At 68.8% G+C, this 18582-nt stretch carries 16 protein-coding genes; 10 read left to right on the forward strand and 6 right to left on the reverse strand.

The features are described 5' to 3' along the window. Positions 1-5 precede the first annotated feature (5 nt). Both ACFV9C_RS39490 and ACFV9C_RS39495 read right to left on the reverse strand, forming a co-directional pair. Positions 6-647: a hypothetical protein gene (locus ACFV9C_RS39490; protein ID WP_380202178.1), complete on the reverse strand. Its 642-nt coding sequence runs from the start codon at positions 645-647 to the stop codon at positions 6-8. Between the two features lie 22 nt (positions 648-669). Then, a complete protein-coding gene (locus ACFV9C_RS39495; protein ID WP_380202180.1) occupies positions 670-1650 on the reverse strand; it encodes an ABC transporter substrate-binding protein in 981 nt (326 codons plus the stop codon). Positions 1651-1885: 235 nt separating this feature from the next. On the opposite strand from ACFV9C_RS39495, the gene ACFV9C_RS39500 reads away from it, so the two are divergent. The 8 genes from ACFV9C_RS39500 to egtD all read left to right on the forward strand — a co-directional run bounded on the left by ACFV9C_RS39500 (position 1886) and on the right by egtD (position 12633). Further along, positions 1886-2854, forward strand: coding sequence for a FecCD family ABC transporter permease (locus ACFV9C_RS39500; protein ID WP_380202182.1), 969 nt, complete (start codon positions 1886-1888; stop codon positions 2852-2854). 17 nt (positions 2855-2871) lie between these two features. Beyond that, on the forward strand, positions 2872-3879 hold the full coding sequence (locus ACFV9C_RS39505) for a FecCD family ABC transporter permease (protein WP_380202184.1): 1008 nt from the start codon (positions 2872-2874) through the stop codon (positions 3877-3879). After that, positions 3880-4662: an ABC transporter ATP-binding protein gene (locus ACFV9C_RS39510; RefSeq protein WP_380202186.1), complete on the forward strand. Its 783-nt coding sequence runs from the start codon at positions 3880-3882 to the stop codon at positions 4660-4662. It abuts the gene before it with no gap. 64 nt (positions 4663-4726) lie between these two features. Further along, on the forward strand, positions 4727-8239 hold the full coding sequence (locus ACFV9C_RS39515) for a glycoside hydrolase domain-containing protein (protein WP_380202188.1): 3513 nt from the start codon (positions 4727-4729) through the stop codon (positions 8237-8239). Positions 8240-8358: 119 nt separating this feature from the next. Further along, complete coding sequence (locus ACFV9C_RS39520; protein WP_380202190.1) at positions 8359-9582, forward strand: glutamate-cysteine ligase family protein; 1224 nt, start codon at positions 8359-8361, stop codon at positions 9580-9582. Beyond that, positions 9579-10910 carry an ergothioneine biosynthesis protein EgtB gene (gene egtB / locus ACFV9C_RS39525; RefSeq protein WP_380202192.1) on the forward strand — a complete coding sequence of 444 codons (1332 nt, stop codon included), beginning with the start codon at positions 9579-9581 and terminating at the stop codon, positions 10908-10910. Before ACFV9C_RS39520 ends, egtB begins: the two co-directional genes overlap by 4 nt. Positions 10911-10942: 32 nt before the next feature. Then, a complete protein-coding gene (gene egtC, locus ACFV9C_RS39530) occupies positions 10943-11671 on the forward strand; it encodes an ergothioneine biosynthesis protein EgtC (protein ID WP_380202194.1) in 729 nt (242 codons plus the stop codon). Next, positions 11668-12633 (forward strand): L-histidine N(alpha)-methyltransferase, encoded by a 966-nt coding sequence (egtD, locus tag ACFV9C_RS39535; RefSeq protein WP_380202196.1) that lies wholly within the window; start codon positions 11668-11670, stop codon positions 12631-12633. Before egtC ends, egtD begins: the two co-directional genes overlap by 4 nt. Positions 12634-12777: 144 nt before the next feature. Here the strand turns inward: egtD and ACFV9C_RS39540 are convergent, their stop codons facing one another. From ACFV9C_RS39540 to ACFV9C_RS39550, 3 genes are read right to left on the reverse strand one after another with little or no spacing between them, the layout of a single operon-like run. Then, complete coding sequence (locus ACFV9C_RS39540; RefSeq protein ID WP_380202198.1) at positions 12778-14079, reverse strand: ABC transporter substrate-binding protein; 1302 nt, start codon at positions 14077-14079, stop codon at positions 12778-12780. Positions 14080-14090: 11 nt separating this feature from the next. Beyond that, positions 14091-15002: a carbohydrate ABC transporter permease gene (locus ACFV9C_RS39545; RefSeq protein WP_380202200.1), complete on the reverse strand. Its 912-nt coding sequence runs from the start codon at positions 15000-15002 to the stop codon at positions 14091-14093. Further along, positions 14983-15885, reverse strand: a complete 903-nt coding sequence (locus ACFV9C_RS39550; RefSeq protein WP_380202202.1) for a carbohydrate ABC transporter permease — start codon at positions 15883-15885, stop codon at positions 14983-14985. The genes ACFV9C_RS39545 and ACFV9C_RS39550 overlap by 20 nt, the downstream gene beginning before the upstream one ends. A gap of 129 nt (positions 15886-16014) precedes the next feature. Between ACFV9C_RS39550 and ACFV9C_RS39555 the strand changes: the two genes are divergently transcribed. Beyond that, positions 16015-17061, forward strand: coding sequence for a LacI family DNA-binding transcriptional regulator (locus tag ACFV9C_RS39555; protein ID WP_380202204.1), 1047 nt, complete (start codon positions 16015-16017; stop codon positions 17059-17061). A gap of 29 nt (positions 17062-17090) precedes the next feature. Then, positions 17091-17813 (forward strand): alpha/beta fold hydrolase, encoded by a 723-nt coding sequence (locus ACFV9C_RS39560; RefSeq protein WP_380202206.1) that lies wholly within the window; start codon positions 17091-17093, stop codon positions 17811-17813. A gap of 40 nt (positions 17814-17853) precedes the next feature. Here the strand turns inward: ACFV9C_RS39560 and ACFV9C_RS39565 are convergent, their stop codons facing one another. Next, positions 17854-18549 (reverse strand): CHAP domain-containing protein, encoded by a 696-nt coding sequence (locus ACFV9C_RS39565; protein WP_380202208.1) that lies wholly within the window; start codon positions 18547-18549, stop codon positions 17854-17856. Between the last annotated feature and the right edge of the window lie 33 nt (positions 18550-18582).

Raw genomic sequence — 18582 nt, forward strand, 5'->3', positions numbered from 1 at the left:
GGTTGTCAGGTGGGCTCAACTGGTATTGGTGCCCACCGCCGGGAGGTACGGGCCAGGTCTTCTCGGCCAGCGGTTGTTAGTTGGTTGATGAGTTGGGTGCGGGCGGTGTCTACTGCGGCTACTGCTTCGTCTGGCGTGGGGTGGGGGCCGGACCAGTTGCAGGTGGCGTCGCCGGCGTACCAGGCGCCTGCGGGGGAACGGCGTACGTGGGAGGTGGCCAAGCGGGCCGCGGGGAGTAGGATGTCGGCTAGTTGTACGACCGCGTCGACAGCGACCACGTCAGCCGACAGGTCCAACAGCGGCTGGAGCTCGACCGCGTCCGTGTGGACGAACTGATAGCCGGCGGGGGCACGTTCCTCCAGCCAACTGAAGGCGCGTGCCGCCACCGCGGCCAGTTCGGCCGACATTTCCGGGTCCAGCGTCTGTACGCCGCACACGCGCGGATCGGTCGGCCGCAGGGCCGCCTGGCACCGGCGTACCAGCATCTCCTCCGGCAGCGTCTGCCGGCGTCCGACGATGCGCGACAACCCGACGATGTCGAAGTTCAGCTCGTCGGGCGTCCGCTTGCGGCCGGGCTCGAACGCGGCGCCGGCCGCCGTACCGCGCGTCGTCCACGGGCCGACATGCCACCGGGTGAGAGCCGTCATACGGCCGACCCTACAAGCGTGCTCACGCCGGCCGGACAGGCGCCGGTACGTCGAACGTCTTCGCCAGGTCGTCCAGGATCGCCCAGGCGCCCTGCAGTCCGACCGCGGTCATCCAGGTCAGGTCCGGTACGTCGTGCACCTTCGGCGCGAGCGGCGTCCACAACGGGTTCGCCTTGAACTGGGCGGCCGTCTTCGCGCTCAGCCCCTTCTCGTCGGCGTACGTCGTGACGAAGATCGCGTCGGCGTCGGCGTCCTTGATCCGCTCCGGGCTGATCTCGAGCGCGAACCCGTCGACGTCCTGCGACTTCGGGCGCTTCAGGCCGGCGTCCTTCAGCACGATCCCGGAGTAGCTCGCGTTCTGGTACAGCCGGGTCGGCCCGTCGACGAACCGGACCACCGAGATCGTCGGGTTGTGCGCCTTCGCGTTGATCGCGTCCCCGGTCGCCTTCGCGGCCTTCTCGTACGCCGAGATCTCCTTCTCCGCAAGGTCCTCCTGGCCGAGCGCCTTCGCCTCCAGCCGGATGTTGTCCTTCCAGGTGGCACCGGTGGTCTCGGACATGATCGTCGGCGCGATCGCGGACAGCTGGTCGTAGAGCTTCTCGTGCCGGACCTTCGCGGTGACGATCAGGTCCGGGTTCAGCGCGGCGATCTTCTCCAGGTTCGGCTCGGCGAGCGTGCCGACCGACTCGGCCTCGGACCCGTACGTCTTCCGGTCGTCGCCGAGGTAGTCCGGGAGCTGCCCGTTGATCGTGCGGTAGTCGGTGTACCCGACGACCGGGGTGTCGAGGATCAGCGTCGCGTCCACATAGCTGGTGTCGAGCGCGACGACCCGCTTCGGTTTGCTCTTGATCTCGGTCTTCCCCATCGCGTGCTCGACGGTCCGCGGGAACCCTTCCCCGGCGGCACCCGCGGCGGCCGGCTCGTCGCCGGATCCGGACGAGCCGCACGCGGTCAGCGCGAGGGCGGCGGCAGCGAACAGGGCGGTCATGCGGGACAGTCGCACGGGTGTCTCCAGGTCGGCACGAGTCGCGGGTTAAGGTGTCTCTCCACCTCACAAGTAAGGCAAACCTAACCACATGCCCCCGCCCCCCGCGCCCCCACCCGTGTCGCCACCCCCACCGGACCCGCCGTCGCCGCCCCGGCCGCGGCACCCGCCCCCACCGCCGCAGGGCGGGAGGACGTCGAACCCGCCTCCTTCGACGTTCAGTTCGTCGTACTCCGGTGCTCGGCGGGGTGTTGTGCTGCTTGGGCTCGTCGGGCTGCTGGTGGTGGCGCTCGGGGCCAGTCTTGCGCTGGGCTCTCGGTGGTTGGGGCCTGGTGCGTTGTGGCACGCGTTGGCCGCGAACGACGGCTCGGACCCGGACGTGATCGTCCGCAGCCTGCGGTTCCCGCGTACGGTCGTCGCCGTGCTGATCGGGCTCTGCCTGGGTATCGCCGGCACGCTGATGCAGGGTCACACCCGCAACGCGCTGGCCGAGCCCGGCATCTTCGGTGTGAGCTCCGGCGCCGCGTTCGCCGTCGTACTCGGACTGCAGGTAGGTCTCGTCGACTCGGTCTCCGCGACGGTGTGGGTCGCCCTGATCGGCGCGCTGATCGCAACCTTCGCCGTACAGCGGCTGGCCTCCCGCGGAAGCGGTGCCTCTCCGGTCGGCCTGGCGCTGACGGGTGCGGCCGTCGCCGCGATGCTCGGCGCCTTGACGTCCGCGATCGTCCTGCTCGACGCGAACACGTTGGACAGCTACCGCTTCTGGGCCGTCGGTTCGGTCGCCGGTCGCGGTCTGGACGTGGCCGGCCAGGTCCTGCCGTTCGCGGTGGTCGGTCTGCTCCTGGCCGCCGTCAACGCCCGCGACCTCGACCTGCTCGCCCTCGGCGACGACGTCGCGGCCGGCCTCGGTCTGTCGGTACGCCGAGCACGCCTGGTCGGCCTCGGCGCGATCGGCCTGCTGACCGCGGCGGGCGTCGCGGCCTGCGGCCCGATCGGGTTCCTCGGGCTGCTGTCCGGTCATGTCGCGCGGCGGCTGTTCGGCGCCCGCAACACCTGGCTGATCCCGGCCGCGGGCCTGATCGGCGCGACCACGCTGGTACTCGCGGACCTCGTCGGCCGCCTGGTCGGCGGCGCCGGCGAACTCCAGGCGGGCGTGGTCCTCGGCATCATCGGCGCCCCGCTCTTCGTCCTCGTAGTACGCCGCCGCGCGGTGAGCCTATGAGGTCGCGGGCTGTCATCTTGAGTTTGTTGTTTGCGGTGCTGGCGGTGGGGGCGGCTTTGGTGTCGTTGAGTGTCGGTACGACGAAGTTGCCGGTGGGGGAGGTTGTCGAGGTCTTGCTGGGTGGTGGGCGGCGGGGGACTCGGCTGGTGGTGCTGGAGTTGCGGGCGCCGCGGGTGGCGACGGGATTGCTGGTGGGGATGGCGTTCGCGGTGTCGGGAGCGTTGTTGCAGACGTTGTCGCGGAATGCGCTGGCGAGTCCGGACATCGTGGGTGTGAACTCGGGCGCGTCTGCCGGTGCGGTCGCGGTGATCGTGCTCGCGGGGACGGGTGGCGGCAACATCTCCGGTGTCGCGGCGAAGGTCGGGATCCCGTTGGCGGCGGTGCTCGGGGGGCTGGTCGCGACGTTGGTCGTCGGAGCGTTGTCGGTCCGGCGCGGCGTGGTGGACGCCGGCAAGGTGGTGCTGATCGGGGTCGGCATCGCGGCGGCGGCGAACTCGCTGGTTGCCTGGCTGCTGGTGATCGGCGACGTCAACGACGCGGGTCGTGCCGCCGCCTGGCTGGCCGGTTCGCTCAACGCGCGAGCGTGGAGCGACGCGATCCCCGTGCTCATCGCGGTCGTCGTGTTGTTGCCGGTAGCAATGATGTTCAACCGCGACCTGTCCGCACTGGTGCTCGGCGACGACGTGGCCTCCTCGCTCGGCGTCCGGGTGGCGCGGGTCCGGCTGGCGCTGCTGGTGATCGCGACCGTGCTGGCCGCGATGGCCACTGCGGGCGCCGGTCCGATCGCGTTCGTCGCGCTGGTGGCGCCGCAGGTCGCACAGCGGCTCACCCGGATGGAGCGCCCGCCATTGCTGACAACCGCGATGCTAGGCGCGCTCTTCGTCGTACTGGCGGACCTCCTGGCCCGCAACGGTCTGCAATGGGCGCACATAGGTCCGTACGAGCTACCCGTTGGCGTAGTGACGGCCGCCTGCGGAGCGCCGTACCTGCTTCATCTCATCGGTCGCCAGCAGAAGGGGCGCTAGATGCACGTCGAGAACCTGACCCTCGCGTACGACGGTGCGCCGGTGGTGGACGGCCTGACGCTGGAGGTGCCTACCGGCCAACTGACCGCCGTCGTAGGCCCGAACGGCTCCGGCAAGTCCACATTGCTCCGGGGAATGAGCAGACTGCTCACGCCCCGCAGCGGACAGGTACTACTGGACGGCAAGGACATCCACCAGCTGCCGGCCCGTGAACTCGCCAGAAAGCTAGGTGTGCTCCCGCAAGGCCCTGTGACACCAGAAGGCATCACCGCGGCCGAGCTGGTCTCGAGAGGTCGCCACCCGCACCGCGGGCTCTTCGGACGCCTCACAGCGGAGGACGACGCCGCCATCGAGGAGGCCCTGGCCGCGGTTGAACTAACAGAGCTCCGTGAGCGTCCCGTCGACCAACTGTCCGGTGGGCAACGCCAGCGCGTGTGGATCGCCATGGTGCTGGCTCAGGGCACGCAGCACCTCCTGCTCGACGAGCCCACGACGTACCTGGACCTGGCACACGCAGTGGACGTGATGAATGTCGTACACGCAGCAGCCACGACAGGGCGGACCGTTGTGGCCGTCCTGCACGACCTGACGCTGGCAGCGCAGTACGCCGATCACCTGGTAGTGATGGGCGACGGTCGGATCGCCGCGGAGGGAAGGCCGACCGACGTACTCACGGCTGGGTTGCTGGAGGAAGTGTTCGGCCTCAAGGCCACCGTGGTTGAGGTAGGCGGCGCCCCTGTGGTTGTGCCTGATCGCCTGCACCACCTGCCCGGGTCGGGTTGATTGGTCTATACAGCCTCGCTCGAAAGGATTGCCGGTTCCGGCGCCGCCACGGAGGCTTGGCGGCATGCGCTGGACACGAGTAGTGGTGGCGAGTGGACTGATGGTGACGACGACCGGGCTGGCGCCGCTGGCGCACGCGGCCGGCGCGGCACCGGGCATGTGGACCGAGACGTCGTACAACTCGGTCTTCAAGGACAGCGGGCGGTCGCCGGAGGCGGGCGACGAGATCCGGCTGGACACCGCGAAGAACGACTACGAGGCGGCGCAGATCGTGCTGCGCGGGCCGGCCGCGTTCACCGTGAACAGCGTGGACTTCAGCGCGCTGCAGGGGACCGGCGACGCCATCGCGGCGAGCGAGATCAGCTACAACCCGGTCGGGTACGAGTACCTGGACCACAACTCGTACAACGGCTGGGAGCCGGACAACTTCGTCGTACCGACGACCCGGACCGCGCCGGGCGACTTCCCGGACCGGCTGCTGAACCAGCCGGGCATCGACGTACCGGCGAACCAGACGCAGTCGATCTGGGTCCGGGTGCACGTGCCGGCGACCGCGCGGGGCGGTATCTACAGCGGCCACGCGACCGTCCGTACGACGAACGGCAACCTGAACGTGCCGATCCGGGTGAACGCCCGGAACGTCGTGATCCCGCCGGCGAACCAGAGCGAGTTCACCAACGTGATGTGGACGAACTTCCTCGGCCTGACCTCGTGGGACCTGGGCCAGGGCGACACCGTCAAGCTGTTCTACGGGCACGACCGGTACTCGCCGCAGTGGTGGCAGCTGATCGACAACTGGGCCGACACGATGAAGCGGTACCGGCAGAACAACCTGCAACTGCCGCTGGTCAACCTGCTCACCGACGGTGGCAGCAAGGTCGATGCCGCGGGCAACTACACGTTCAACTTCGACCGCTTCGACCAGGTCGTGCAGCGGTTCCTGGACAAGGGCGTGGTGAACCGGCTGGAGGGCTTCACCGGCGCCGGTCCGCAGAACCCGGACCACAACCCGCAGTACCCGCGGTACCTGCAGGAGGTGACGCCCAAGGAGACCGGGCGGCAGCTTCCGGACTTCGTGTACTGGGACTCGCCGGAGGCGGACAACTGGTACAAGCAGTTCTATCCGGCGCTCCGTCAGCACGTGGCGGAGAAGGGCTGGTCGAGCATGTTCTGGATGCACGTGGGCGACGAGCCGGGTGCGGGCGGTGACCCGGGCTGGTTCGGGGTCGCGAACAAGCTGCGGCAGTACTGGCCGGACGTGAAGATCGGTGACGCGGTGGTGAACGGCCTGGCTCCGCGGGTCGCGCACGCCGAGGACATCGTGATCCCGAACCTGTTCACGTACACGGCGAACCCGAAGCCGTTCGACGACGAGCGCAAGGCCGGCAAGCCGCTGTGGTTCTACAACTGCAACATCCCAGCCGGCAACCACCTCAACCGGTTCATCGACCAGCCGGAGTGGGATCAGCGGCAGACCATGTGGCTCGCGTACGGCAAGGGTGCGACCGGGTACCTGCACTGGGCGTACGGCAACTGGCAGTTCAAGATGAGCGACCAGACCGTCAAGGGCGACGGCTACATCGTCCGCCCGGACACCGTGCACAACACGGTCGAGGCCTCACCGCGGTATGAGTCGTTGCGGGACGGCATGGAGGACTGGGAGGTCCTCAACCACCTCGGCAAGACCAACCCGGGGCTCGCGCACGACCTTGCGACCGCCGTCGTGCAGGCCAGCGACAAGTACTCGCCTGACGTGAGCTACATGCAGCGGATCCGCGCCCTGACGCTCGACGCGGCGGCTGGTCTTCCCCTGAAGGGCCTGCGGTACACCAGGAACGGCCTGCAGCTCGACCTTGGGCGTCAAGCCCAGGTGGACGGGGTGGAGCTGCATTGGGGTTCCACGTGGGCCAGCAAGTACCACGTGCAGATCTCGTACGACGGTACAAAGTGGGCGGAGGCGGCGAACCGGACCGATGACCCGGCGGACGACCTGGCCAAGCCCGGTGGTGACGACTTCCTGGGTGTTAATGCGAAGACGCGCTACATCCGGATCACGGTGGACGGCACAGCGCCGTACGACCTGCAAGGAATCGACGTAGTGGGGCACAGCCTCCTGCAGCAGAACCTTGCGGGTGGGAAGACGTACACGAAGAGCGTTGCACCGTCGACACGGTTCCCGGACGCCGGTAACGAGGCGACAGACGGGGTATTAGGGGACAACTGGGGTGACGGCAAGCAGTTCGGGTACGAGCTGGCCAACGTCGGCGACAGTGTGCATCCGGCGGTCACCATTGACCTCGGCTGGGCACAAACGGTGGGCACGGTGCGCGTTCACGCGTACGAGGAGTACCCGGACTATCGGCCCGACCAGATCACGGTCGCGACCAGTACCGACGGTACGAACTTCACCAACCGCGGGCAGGTCAGTTCGGTGAACGGGGCCTCGCGAATCTGGTACGACATCGGCTTCGCACCGTCGAAGGCTCGTTGGGTGCGGCTGACCTTCGACAAGACGATGCACAACAAGTACCAGACCGGCGTGTTCATCGACGAGATCGAGGCATACGGCGCGGGCCACGCGGGTGATGTCGTACCCGGCGCCACGGCGTACCAGTGGAACGACGCAGGTGGTGCCGGCCATGAGGTGATCTTCGCCCCGACCGCGGCTGGCACCATGGGGCGTTGGGACTGGAGTGGCGCGGCCGGGCTCAAGCGGAACGACCTGGGCGGCGGGCCGATCGCAGGCAAGAGCACGGGGTATGCCTGGGAGAACCAGCAGCACGCAGTGGCCCGAAGTACGACGGGAACGCTGCTGCACTGGTGGTGGGTCGAGGGCGAGTCAGCGGCGCACTACGCGGACTGGGGAGGTGATGCGGCCGGTGATCCGGCCGCAGTGGTCTGGTCCGGCCAGCAGCACATCTTCGCGCGCTCCTCGGACGGGGGCCTCACTCACTGGTGGTGGGACCCGGCCGACGGCCAGCTGCGCCTCGACAGCTGGGACGGCGCGCCCGGGCCCATCGTTGGTACGCCGTCGACGTACGTGTGGGACAACCAGCTGCACGTGGTCGCCCGTGGCGCGGACAACCACCTGTACCACTGGTGGTGGCAGCTGGGTGACTTCGAGCCGCACTTCGCCGACTGGGGCGGTGAGGCGTACTCCGACCCCACGACGTTCGTCTGGAACGGACAGCAGCACGTGTACACGCAAGCCGCGGACGGGCAGCTCTACCACTGGTACTGGGACGCCGGTGACGGGCTGCACCAAGTGGAATGGGGAGGTGCTCCGGAGAAGTTCGTCGGGGCACCATCTGCGTTCAAGACCGCGACACAGCAGCACGTGGTCGCCCGTGGCCCCGGCAACACGCTCTACCACTGGTGGTGGGACCAAGGCACCAGCAAGGTGACCTGGGAGGACCTGGGCGGGCAGGTGTACGCCGATCCGGTGGCGTTCGCGTTCGCCGACCAGCATCAGTATTTCGCCCAGAGCGGAACCGGAACGCTGTACCACTGGTGGTGGACGCCGCAGGACGGCTGGCACCGGAACGACTGGGGCGGCTCGGTGAAGGTTCCCGCCTGAAAACTGTCGGAGCCGCCAGGGACGATGGCCGGCATGAGTCGACATGCCACCCAGGCGTCACCGACCGGTAATTTTCTGGTCGGTTGTCCAGCCCCTGAGCCGGAGCTAGGTTCGCTGACGTGACCTCGCCCGGTGGTTCTCCGGCGACGACTCCGATCGGCTCCCGGGCCGAGGCGGAGGGTTACGTCGCGATGGTCTGTTTCAAGCACGGTCCACCTCGGCTGTACGGCGTCGAGCTCGAGTGGACCGTGCATCACGCGGAAGATCCGCACCGGCCGCTCGACGCCGGCCAACTGAGCAAGGCCCTGGGCGAACACGCCCCTGCGACCCTGGTCCGCGGCAGCCCGCAGCTGCCGTTGCGCCGGGGCGCTCTGGTCACCGTCGAGCCGGGTGGCCAGGTGGAGATCTCCGGTCCCGCGACCGACTCGATCCCACGGCTGATCGACGACACCGCCGCCGACGCCGCCGAGCTCACCTCCCTGCTGCTGGACGCCGACCTGGTCCCCGGCGGCTACGGCCTGGACCCGTTCCGGGCGCCGCGCCGCATCCTCGCCGTCCCGCGGTACGCCGCGATGGAACACGCGTTCCAGCGGCTCGGACCGCACGGCCCGCGGATGATGTGCAGCACCGCCGGCCTGCAGATCTGCCTCGACGCGGGCGAAGCTGACCAGACCGCTCTGCGGTGGCGCGCGCTGCACGATCTCGGTCCGGCACTGGTCGCGTTGTTCGCCAACTCGCGTCGCCGGGCCGGCTCCGACACCGGCTGGGCGTCGGCGCGGACGCAGGCCACCTTCGGGACCTGTGCACCGTTCACCGAGCCGCCGCCGCTCGACGGCGACCCGGCCGCCGCCTGGGCGCGGACCGCGATGGAGGCGCCGGTGCTCTGCCTGCGCCGGGGCGACACGTGGGACGCCCCGACCGGGCTGACCTTCGGCGCGTGGGCGGACGGCGCACTGCCCGGCGACAGACCGACGTACGACGACCTCGACTACCACCTGTCCACGCTGTTCCCGCCGGTCCGGCCGCGCGGGTATCTCGAGGTGCGCTACCTCGACGCGCAGCCGGGCGACGGGTGGATCGCCCCGACCCTGCTGCTCACCGCACTGATGTCCACGCCGCTCGACCAGGTCCTGGCCGCCGCCGAGCCCGCCGCGGGCCGCTGGTTCCCCGCCGCGCGCGAGGGCCTGCGGGACAGGTTGGTACTGCGTGCCGCCCGCGACGTGGTCGCACTCGGGACCGCGGTCCTGGACCGGACCGGTGCGGATCCCGAACTCACCGCTGCCGTCGCGAACCGGCTGCAGCGCATCGTCGACACCACCACCCAAGGAAGGCGAGCCTCATGAACCACCAACTGTCCGACCTGTCGCCCGAGGGCCTGCGCGCCTTCGTGGGTGCGCAGCTGGAACGGTCCCGGGCCAGGACCGTGCAGCTGACCGACGCGGTCGACACCGACGACCTGGTCAAGCAGCACTCGAAGCTGATGTCACCACTCGTCTGGGACTACGCGCACGTCGGCAACCAGGAGGAGCTCTGGCTGGTCCGCGACGTCGGCGGCCGGGAGCCGCTGCGGCAGGACATCGACGAGCTGTACGACGCGTTCCAGCACCCGCGCGCGGAACGGCCCACGCTGCCGCTGCTCGGGCCGGTCGAGACCCGCGCGTACGTGAACGAAGTACGGGACAAGGTGCTCGACGTGCTGGATCACGTGAAGTTCGACGGCGGACGGGAACTCGTGGACAACGCGTTCGCGTTCGGGATGATCGCGCAGCACGAGCAGCAGCACGACGAGACGATGCTCGCGACCCATCAGCTGCGGGCCGGTGCGCCGGTGCTGGACGCGCCACCACCTCCGGCCGGGCGGGTGTTGCCGGCGGCGGAGGTGTTCGTGCCGGGCGGGGTGTTCGAGATGGGTACGTCGATCGAGCCGTGGGCGCTGGACAACGAGCGCCCGGCGCACGCCGTACATGTGAAGCCTTATGTGATCGACACGGTGCCGGTCACAAACGGGGAGTACCTGCGGTTCGTCCTCGCGGGTGGTTACGACGATCCGCAGTGGTGGTCGGAGGCCGGGTGGGCGCAGGTGCGGAAGGCGTCGCTGGTCGCGCCGCGGTTCTGGTCGCAGGACGACGGGGAGTGGTGGCGGCTGCGGTTCGGGCACCGCGAGCGGTTGCCGCTGGACGAGCCGGTGATGCACGTCTGCTTCTACGAGGCGGAGGCGTACGCGAAGTGGGCCGGGAAGCGGCTGCCGACCGAGGAGGAGTGGGAGTTCGCGGCGCGGTTCGATCCGGCGTCCGGGCGGACCCGGCGGTTCCCGTGGGGTGACGAGTCACCCGGACCGCAGCACGCGAACCTCGGCCAGCGGCACCTGTCGCCCGCACCGGTCGGGGCGTACCCGGCCGGAGCCTCGCCGCTCGGGGTCGAGCAGTTGATCGGTGACCTGTGGGAGTGGACGTCGAGCGACTTCCGCCCGTACCCCGGGTTCCGCGCGTGGCCGTACGACGAGTACTCGCTGGTGTTCTTCGGCCCGGACTACAAGATCCTCCGCGGCGGATCGTTCGGTACCGACGAGGTCGTCGCGCGCGGGACGTTCCGCAACTGGGACTACCCGATCCGGCGGCAGATCTTCGCCGGTTTCCGCTGCGCCCGCGACCCCCGGCCCGAAGAACGCTGATGTGCCGCCACCTGGCCTACCTGGGCCCACCTGTGACGCTGTCGTCCCTCGTCGTGACGCCCAGCCACTCGTTGTACGAACAGAGCTGGGCGCCGTCGGACATGCGAGGCGGCGGCTCGGTGAACGCGGACGGCTTCGGCATCGGCTGGTACCCGGAAGGGGACGCGGCCGTGTCCGGCGGTCCGGTGCGCTACCGGCGGGACGTGCCGATCTGGACCGACGAGAACCTCCCCGGCCTGGCCGGTGCGATCCGGTCCGGTGCCGTCCTGGCCGCGGTGCGCAACGGCACCGTCGGCATGCCGTACGGTCAGCCGGCGGTCGCGCCGTTCGCCTCCGGCCACTGGCTGTTCAGCCACAACGGGCGGATCACCGGCTGGCCCGGCGCGACGGCCAAGCTGGCCGAATCGTTGCCGGTCGCCGACCTGCTGAGTCTGGACGCTCCCACCGACTCGGCTCTCCTCTGGGCCCTGATCGTGCGCCGCTTCGGCGACGGTGTGCCGCCGGCGGACGCGGTCGCGGCGGTCGTCCACGACGTCGCGGCGGCCGCGCCCGGCTCCCGGCTCAACCTGCTGCTGACCGACGGCGAGCAGCTGATCGCGACGACGTGGACGCACTCGCTCCACGTCCGCCGTACGCACGACTCCGTGACCGTCGCCTCCGAACCGTTCGGCGATGGCGGATGGCAGGCAGTACCCGATCGTTCCCTGCTTGTGGCCACCGCCACCTCTCTGCAGGTCACCCCGATGGAAGGACACCCGTGACCCTCATCGACGTACAGCTGACCCCGGACTACGCTGCGCGCGCGCTCCGCGACGACGTACGGGCGGGGTTGTCGGCGACGCCGAAGTGGTTGCCGCCGAAGTGGTTCTACGACGCGCGGGGGAGTGAGCTGTTCGAGCAGATCACCCGCCTGCCGGAGTACTACCCGACCCGCGCCGAGCGGGAGATCCTGCAGGCCCGCGCCGCGGAGATCGCGGCGCTGACCAATGCGCACACGCTGGTCGAGCTCGGTTCGGGCTCGTCGGAGAAGACCCGGCTGTTGCTCGACGGGCTGCGGGACCACGGCACACTCACGAGTTTCGTGCCGCTGGACGTGTCCGAGACCGCGCTGCGCGAGGCGTCCCACGCGATCAACGCCGACTACCCGGCGCTCGACGTCCATGGGGTGGTCGGCGACTTCACCGCGCATCTCGACAAGCTGCCGGGTGATCCGCCGCGGCTGGTCGCGTTCCTCGGCGGCACGATCGGGAACCTGATCCCGGCCGAACGCGAGACGTTCTACCGTTCGATCCGGGACGTGCTGGAGCCGGGGGAGTGGCTGTTGCTCGGGACGGATCTGGTGAAGGACCCGGGCACGCTGGTTGCGGCGTACGACGACGCGGCCGGTGTGACGGCGGAGTTCAACAAGAACGTGCTGCGGGTGATCAACCGGCAGCTCGGCGCGGACTTCGACGTCGACGCGTTCGAGCACGTGGCGGTCTGGGACGCCGACAACGAGTGGATCGAGATGCACCTGCGCGCCACCCGACCGATGCAGGTGCTGATCCCGGAGATCCACCTCGAGGTGACGTTCGCCGAGGGCGAGGAGCTCAGCACGGAGATCTCCGCCAAGTTCCACCGCGCCGGCGTCGAAGCCGAACTGGACAAAGCGGGCTTCACCCCGGCCGCCTGGTGGACCGACAACAAAGCCCGCTTCGCCCTATCCCTCTGGCAAGCGACCTGACCTACCCCCCGCACCCCCGCACCCCCGCGCACCGTTCCCATCTCAGGGGTTAACCCCGCCCGTGGTCGCTTTGCACCCGGCACGCAGCTGACAAACCCACCATCTCGAGGGTTGGCCCCTGAGATGGTGGGTCGGCCGGGAGGGTCAGCTTCCCTGCTTGATCAATCCGTTGATCTTGTCGACGTAGTTCGGGAGGTCGGTGATCGGCTTCTTGCCGCTCAGGATGGGCTGGTAGTTGGCGGTGGTGAGGTCGCCGACCTGGCTGGCCCACTGGGTGGTGAAGCGGACGCCGACCGTCTTCTCGGCGCCCAGGTCAGCCTTGACCGTGTCGACGACCGTCGGCTGCTGTGCCTTCGTCAGTGCGTCGAAGTAGCTCGCCTGCGCGGGCGTGTACGCCGGCGGCGCGACCGGCGAGGCGGGCAGTACGGCGTCCCACACCTTGGTGTTGATGTACTCGAGCACCTTGAACGTCGCGTCCTGGTCCTTCGTGTACTGCGGCGTGCAGATCCCGACCGAGTCGTACAGCGTGGTCGGCGTGTTCACCTGCGGGAACGGCGCGAACCCGTACTTGATCTTCGGCTTGTCGGTCTGGAATCCGGCCGCCAGCCACTGCCCGCCGAACGTCATCGGCACCTTGCCGGCCGAGAACAGCGACTGCACGTTCGACGCGTCGTACCCGGGCGGTGCGACCGACCCGTTCTTGATCGCGGCGGTGAGCTTCTGCACACCTTCCTGGTACTTGTCGTCGGCCTCGGCCTTCGTCGGGTGGTTCACGTTGTCGGTGAACGGCGCGCCGCCCGCAGACACGGAGTACAGGCTCATCGTGAACGGGCCGTCCGCGCTGGTCAGCTGGTCGGCGGCCAGGCCGTACTTCGCCCCGTTCTTGCCGGCGAGCTTCGCGGCGTCGGCGTACATCTCGTCCCAGGTCCAGCCGGCCTTCGGCAGCGGCAGGCCCGCGGCGGTGAACGCGTCGGCGTTGTACCAGACGCCGTACGTGTTCATCAGCGACGGCAGACCGCCCATCTGGCCGTCCGACGTCTTCCAGTTCTCCATCGCGGACGGGACGAACTTGTCCGACTTGAAGTCGCCGTCGCCGTTCTTCATCTTGTCGGCCCAGTCGACCAGCAGGCCCTGCGACGTGTACTGCTGCTCGGTGTCGTTACCGCACCAGAACAGGTCCGGCAGCTTCTTCGCCTGGGTCAGTGACGCCAGCTTGTCGCCGTACGCGCCGCTCGGGGACTCGAGCAGCTCGACCTTGACGTTGTCGTCCTTGAAGCCCTCCAGCGCCTTCTTGATCGCGGCGTTGGTGTCGGCCGACTCCCACGTCATCACGGTCACGGTGACCGGCCCGTTGCTCGAGCCGCCCGAACCGGACCCGCTGCTGCAGGCCGTTGCCGCCAGCAACCCCGCGCACGCCAGCGCGGTGACGCCCAATGTCCTCTTCACAACGATTCTCCCTATTTCTGGTTCGTGCTGCCGAGAGCGCCGAGGCCCTGGATGAAGTAGCGCTGCGCGGCGAAGAAGATGATCAGCGGCGGCAGCATGTACAGCAGGTTCGTGGCCATGTAGTAGCTCCAGTCCGGCGTCTTCCCGGCGAACGGCGAGATGAACGACGCCATACCCACCGACAACGGCCACTTGCCGGACGAGTACAGGTAGACCAGCGGATTCAGGTAGTCGTTCCAGGACGCCTGGAACGCGAGGATCGCCATCGTCAGCCAGGCCGGCCGGGTCAGCGGCAGCATCACGCTGACGAAGATCCGCAGGTGCCCGGCGCCGTCGATCTTCGCCGCCTCGTCGATCGAGTACGGGATGGCCAGGAAGTACTGCCGGGCCAGGAAGATGAACAGCGGGTTCCCGCCGAGGAACGCCGGCACGATCAGCGGCAGCCAGGTGTCGTACCAGCCGATGCTCTTGTACATCTGGAACAACGGGATCAGGCCGACCACGCCCGGCAGCAGCATGCTGCCGACGAACAGGTAGAACCACACCTTGCGTCCGGGGAACCGCAGCCGGGCCAGGGCGTAGCCGGCCATCATCGCGGTCATCACGCCGCCGATCACGCTCAGCGCGGTGATGATCAGCGAGTTCAGGAACAGCCGCGGGAAGTGGATCGCCTGCGGTCCCTTGATGAAGTTGCTCCAGTTGAACTCGTGCGGGAGCAGCTTCGGCGGGATGTCGAACACGGCGGTCTTGCTCTTCAGCCCGATCGTGATCATCCACAGCAGCGGGACGACCATCACCGCGCAGATGAACAGCGCGACGACGTACCACGACGTCGTACCGGCCACGCGTGGTCTCTTCTTCGCGGGCGTCACGGCCGGATCGGCGGCCGTGGCCGGGCGGGCGTCAGTCGGAAGTGCTGTCACTGTACGTCCAGAGAGAGGAGAACTTCGCGGTCAGGGCGATCACGGCGATGATGATGACGAACAGCACCCACACCTGTGCGGACGCGTATCCCAGTTGCGGGATCCGGCCCAGGGTCGGGAAACCGTTGCTGTAGATGCCGAGCATCAGCACGTTCGTACTGAACCCGGGACCACCGCCGGTGAGGATCTTCGGCTGGTTGAACGTCTGGAGCGCGGCCGTGGTCTGCAGGATCACCTGCAGCAGCATGATCGGGCTGATCATCGGCATCGTGATCCGGAAGAACACCGACCACGGTCCGGCGCCGTCGACCTTGGCGGCCTCGTACAGCTCGGTCGGCACCGACTGCAGCGCGGCCAGGAAGATGATCATGGTCCCGCCGACGCCCCACAGCATCACCAGTACCACGGCCGGCATCGCCATCTTGGGACTCTGCAGCCACAGGCTCGTCGGCAGACCGAGCCGGTCGAGGATCGTGTTGAGCAGCCCGACCTGCGGGTCGAGCATGAATTTCCACAGCGTGATCGTCGCGACCGCGGGCAGGACGACCGGCAGGTACGCGAGCGTCCGGACCACCCGGACGCCGGCGAACCGCTGGTTGCAGAACATCGCCAGCGCGAGCCCGAGGATCAGCGACAACGGGACATAGAGCAACACCAGGTAGCCGGTCGCCCGCAACGACGGCCAGAAGGCCGGGTCGGTGGTGAACAGCCGCCGGAAGTTGCCGAGGCCGATGAAGACCGGGTTCGTCAACCCGTTGTACTTCGTCAGCGCGAGATAGAACGATCGGATCAGCGGATAACCCACGAAGACGAGAAACCCGATCACCGCCGGAGCGATGAACAGGTACGCCGCCTTCACATCGGAGCCGGCATTGCGACTCATCCCACCACGGCTCTTTCTCCGAGTGGTTCCGCCTGGAGTGGCACTACTCATCCGGCCTCCTGGACGGTAACGTTTCCAACGTTTTACTGTTGGGTGACGATGCCGTGTCCCGAAAAGGAAGTCAACCCCGTGCCCGAAACGTTTCCAACCAAGCCGGAGGTCGCTCGGCCGACGATGATCGACGTCGCCCGCCGGGCCGGCGTCGGCCTCGGCACGGTGTCGCGTGTCGTGAACGGCGGCCACGGCGTCCGGGACGAGACCGCGCAACGCGTCCGCGCGGCGATCGACGAGCTCGGCTTCCAGCGCAACGAGGTGGCCCGCGCGCTCCGGCCGGGCAAGAAGTCGACGTCGCTGGCGCTGGTGCTGGGCGACCTGACCAACCCGTTCTACGCGAGCATCGCGAAGGCGTCGCTGGAGATCGCCGGCCAGTCCGGGTTCGCCGTCGTGCTGGGCAGTGTCGACGAGGACCCGGAGGGCGAGAAGCGCGCGATCCAGGAGCTGGTCAGCCGCCAGGTCGCCGGGCTGATGATCGTCCCGGACCAGGGCGACCACGCGTTCCTCGAGGGTGCCGGCGTACCGGTGGTGTTCGTCGACCGGCCGGCCACCGGGATCGAGGCCGACATCGTGATGGTCGACAACGAGGGCGGCGGCCGGATCGCGGCCGAACACCTGCTCAGGCAGGGCCACGAGCGGATCGCGATCATCCTCGCACCGTCGTACTACACGATCGGCCGCCGGTTGCGCGGCTTCCGGCGGGCGCATCGCGCGGCCGGCGTCGAGGTCGACGAGTCGCTGGTGATCCAGCTGCCCGAGGGCAACGCGGAGGCCGCCGAGAAGGCGACCCGCGAGGTGATGCTGCGGCCGGATCCGCCGACCGCGATCTTCGCCTCGACGAACTTCCTGGTCGAGGGCGTGCTGCGCGCGCTCGGCGAACTGGAGCAGGACCCGGCGGTGGTCGGGTTCGACGACTTCCGGCTCGCGGACATGCTGCCGACTCCGGTCACGGTCGTTGCCTCCGACATCGCCGAGCTCGGCCGCAGCGCGGCGCGCCTGCTGCTCGACCGGGCCTCCGGCGCGGACACCCGCCCGCCGCAACGGATCGTGCTGCCGTGCGCGTTGATCGAGCGCGGCTCGGGGGAACGCCCGCCGTCTGCTGTGAACAGAAAGGCTCAGTGATCAGCGCTCCGGGTGGCTAGGGTCGCAGCGTGTACTACGAGTCCTTCGGCGCCGGCCGCCCGCTCTTCTTCCTCCCCAGCTGGGGAGGCGACGCCGGCGAGGCCCGCGCCGTCCACGAACCGATCTTCGAACAACGCGAAGGCTGGCGCCGCATCTACGTAGACCCGCCCGGCACAGGCAGGTCCCCAGCCGACCCCACCATCACCAACCAGGACGGCATGCTGTCTGCCATTGCCGGGCTCATCACCGCGGTAGCCGGTGACGAATCATTCGCCCTCGCAGGTACGTCGGCCGGAGCCCTCCACGCCCGAGGCATCCTCAAGAGCAACCCGACCCAAGTCCTAGGACTGTTGCTCAGGGCACCTGGTGTGGTGATCGACCGTTCCCGCCGCACGCTCCCGACGGCGGAGCACCTGCAACCGTCCACCGCCCGCGACCGACAGCACATGTACTACGACGACGCGGAACAGCTGGCGGACCTCGAGTTTCTCGGCCGCATCCAGCGTGACCCGTCGACGTACGGCCTGCGGGAAGACCCGTCGATCCACTTCGACCGCCCGACCCTGATCGTCACCGGTCGCCAGGACACCATCGCCGGGTACGCCGACGCCTGGCCGCTCCTCGACGACTACCCGCGCGCGACGTACGCCGTACTCGATCAGGAAGACCACTTCCTCCCCGGTCCGGGCTCGGCGTTGTACCGCGCACTCGTCGAGGACTGGCTGGAAAGGGTCGAGCACCCGGGCGCGTGAGGGGCGGAGCGCGCGGCCGGGTGCTCGGGTTGGGGGCGGGTCAGAAGTTCGGGTACGCCCAGCCGAGGTAGCTGTTGAAGTACGGCAGAGCGCGCTTGCCGATCGCGCCGCTGACGCTGGTGGCCCAGAAGTTGCCGTCGCCGGTCGCCACACCGACGTGTCCGTACGGTGCGGCCAGGTCCCAGAAGACCAGGGCGCCCTTCGGCGGGTTCAGGTCACCCTTGTGCGCGACACCGCGGGCCACGGCGTCGTTCCAGTCGGCCTTGGCAGAGGCCCAGATCGCGGTCTTGCCGTACGAGTTCTCGGCAGCCATCTCGCAGTACCCCTGGAAGGCCGTCGACCCGTTGCGGGCGGCGTACCAGGCGATGGCCTTGTCGGCGCGCGGGTTGCTGGTGCACAGCGGTGCGATCAGGCCGCTGCTTCCGGTGTTGACGTAGGAGTCGGTGATGTAGCCCTTGCCGGGGACGTGGTCCCAGACGAGGCTCCGGCCGTACTTGCCGGTGACGGGCTCGCCGTAGATCTGGCAGTCGATCTCGACGGGTCCGTTGGGCTGGTTGCCGACCGAGCCGAAGCTGGTCGCGTTCCCGGACCGGATCGCGACGCCGGTGCCGCTGTCGGTGACGACGGTTCCGGTGGCCGCGCTGGCGGTGAGGGTGCCGGTGCCGAGGGCGGTGACGCCGGCGAGGAGGGTGGTGACGGCAACACGGGCGGTGATGCGCATGAGGGCGGTACGCATGGTGTGTTCCCTTCCTTGAAGTTGTACTCGCAG

The organism is Kribbella sp. NPDC059898 (genome assembly GCF_042730855.1).
In the GTDB taxonomy this organism is placed as follows: Bacteria; Actinomycetota; Actinomycetes; order Propionibacteriales; family Kribbellaceae; genus Kribbella.

Bases quoted from the DNA above. Each gene is read 5' to 3' on its own strand.
- ACFV9C_RS39490 (WP_380202178.1), bottom strand. From the start codon at position 647: ATGACGGCTCTCACCCGGTGGCATGTCGGCCCGTGGACGACGCGCGGT.
- ACFV9C_RS39510 (WP_380202186.1), top strand. From the start codon at position 3,880: ATGCACGTCGAGAACCTGACCCTCGCGTACGACGGTGCGCCGGTGGTG.
- ACFV9C_RS39515 (WP_380202188.1), top strand. From the start codon at position 4,727: ATGCGCTGGACACGAGTAGTGGTGGCGAGTGGACTGATGGTGACGACG.
- egtB (WP_380202192.1), top strand. From the start codon at position 9,579: ATGAACCACCAACTGTCCGACCTGTCGCCCGAGGGCCTGCGCGCCTTC.
- ACFV9C_RS39550 (WP_380202202.1), bottom strand. From the start codon at position 15,885: ATGAGTCGCAATGCCGGCTCCGATGTGAAGGCGGCGTACCTGTTCATC.
- ACFV9C_RS39565 (WP_380202208.1), bottom strand. From the start codon at position 18,549: ATGCGTACCGCCCTCATGCGCATCACCGCCCGTGTTGCCGTCACCACC.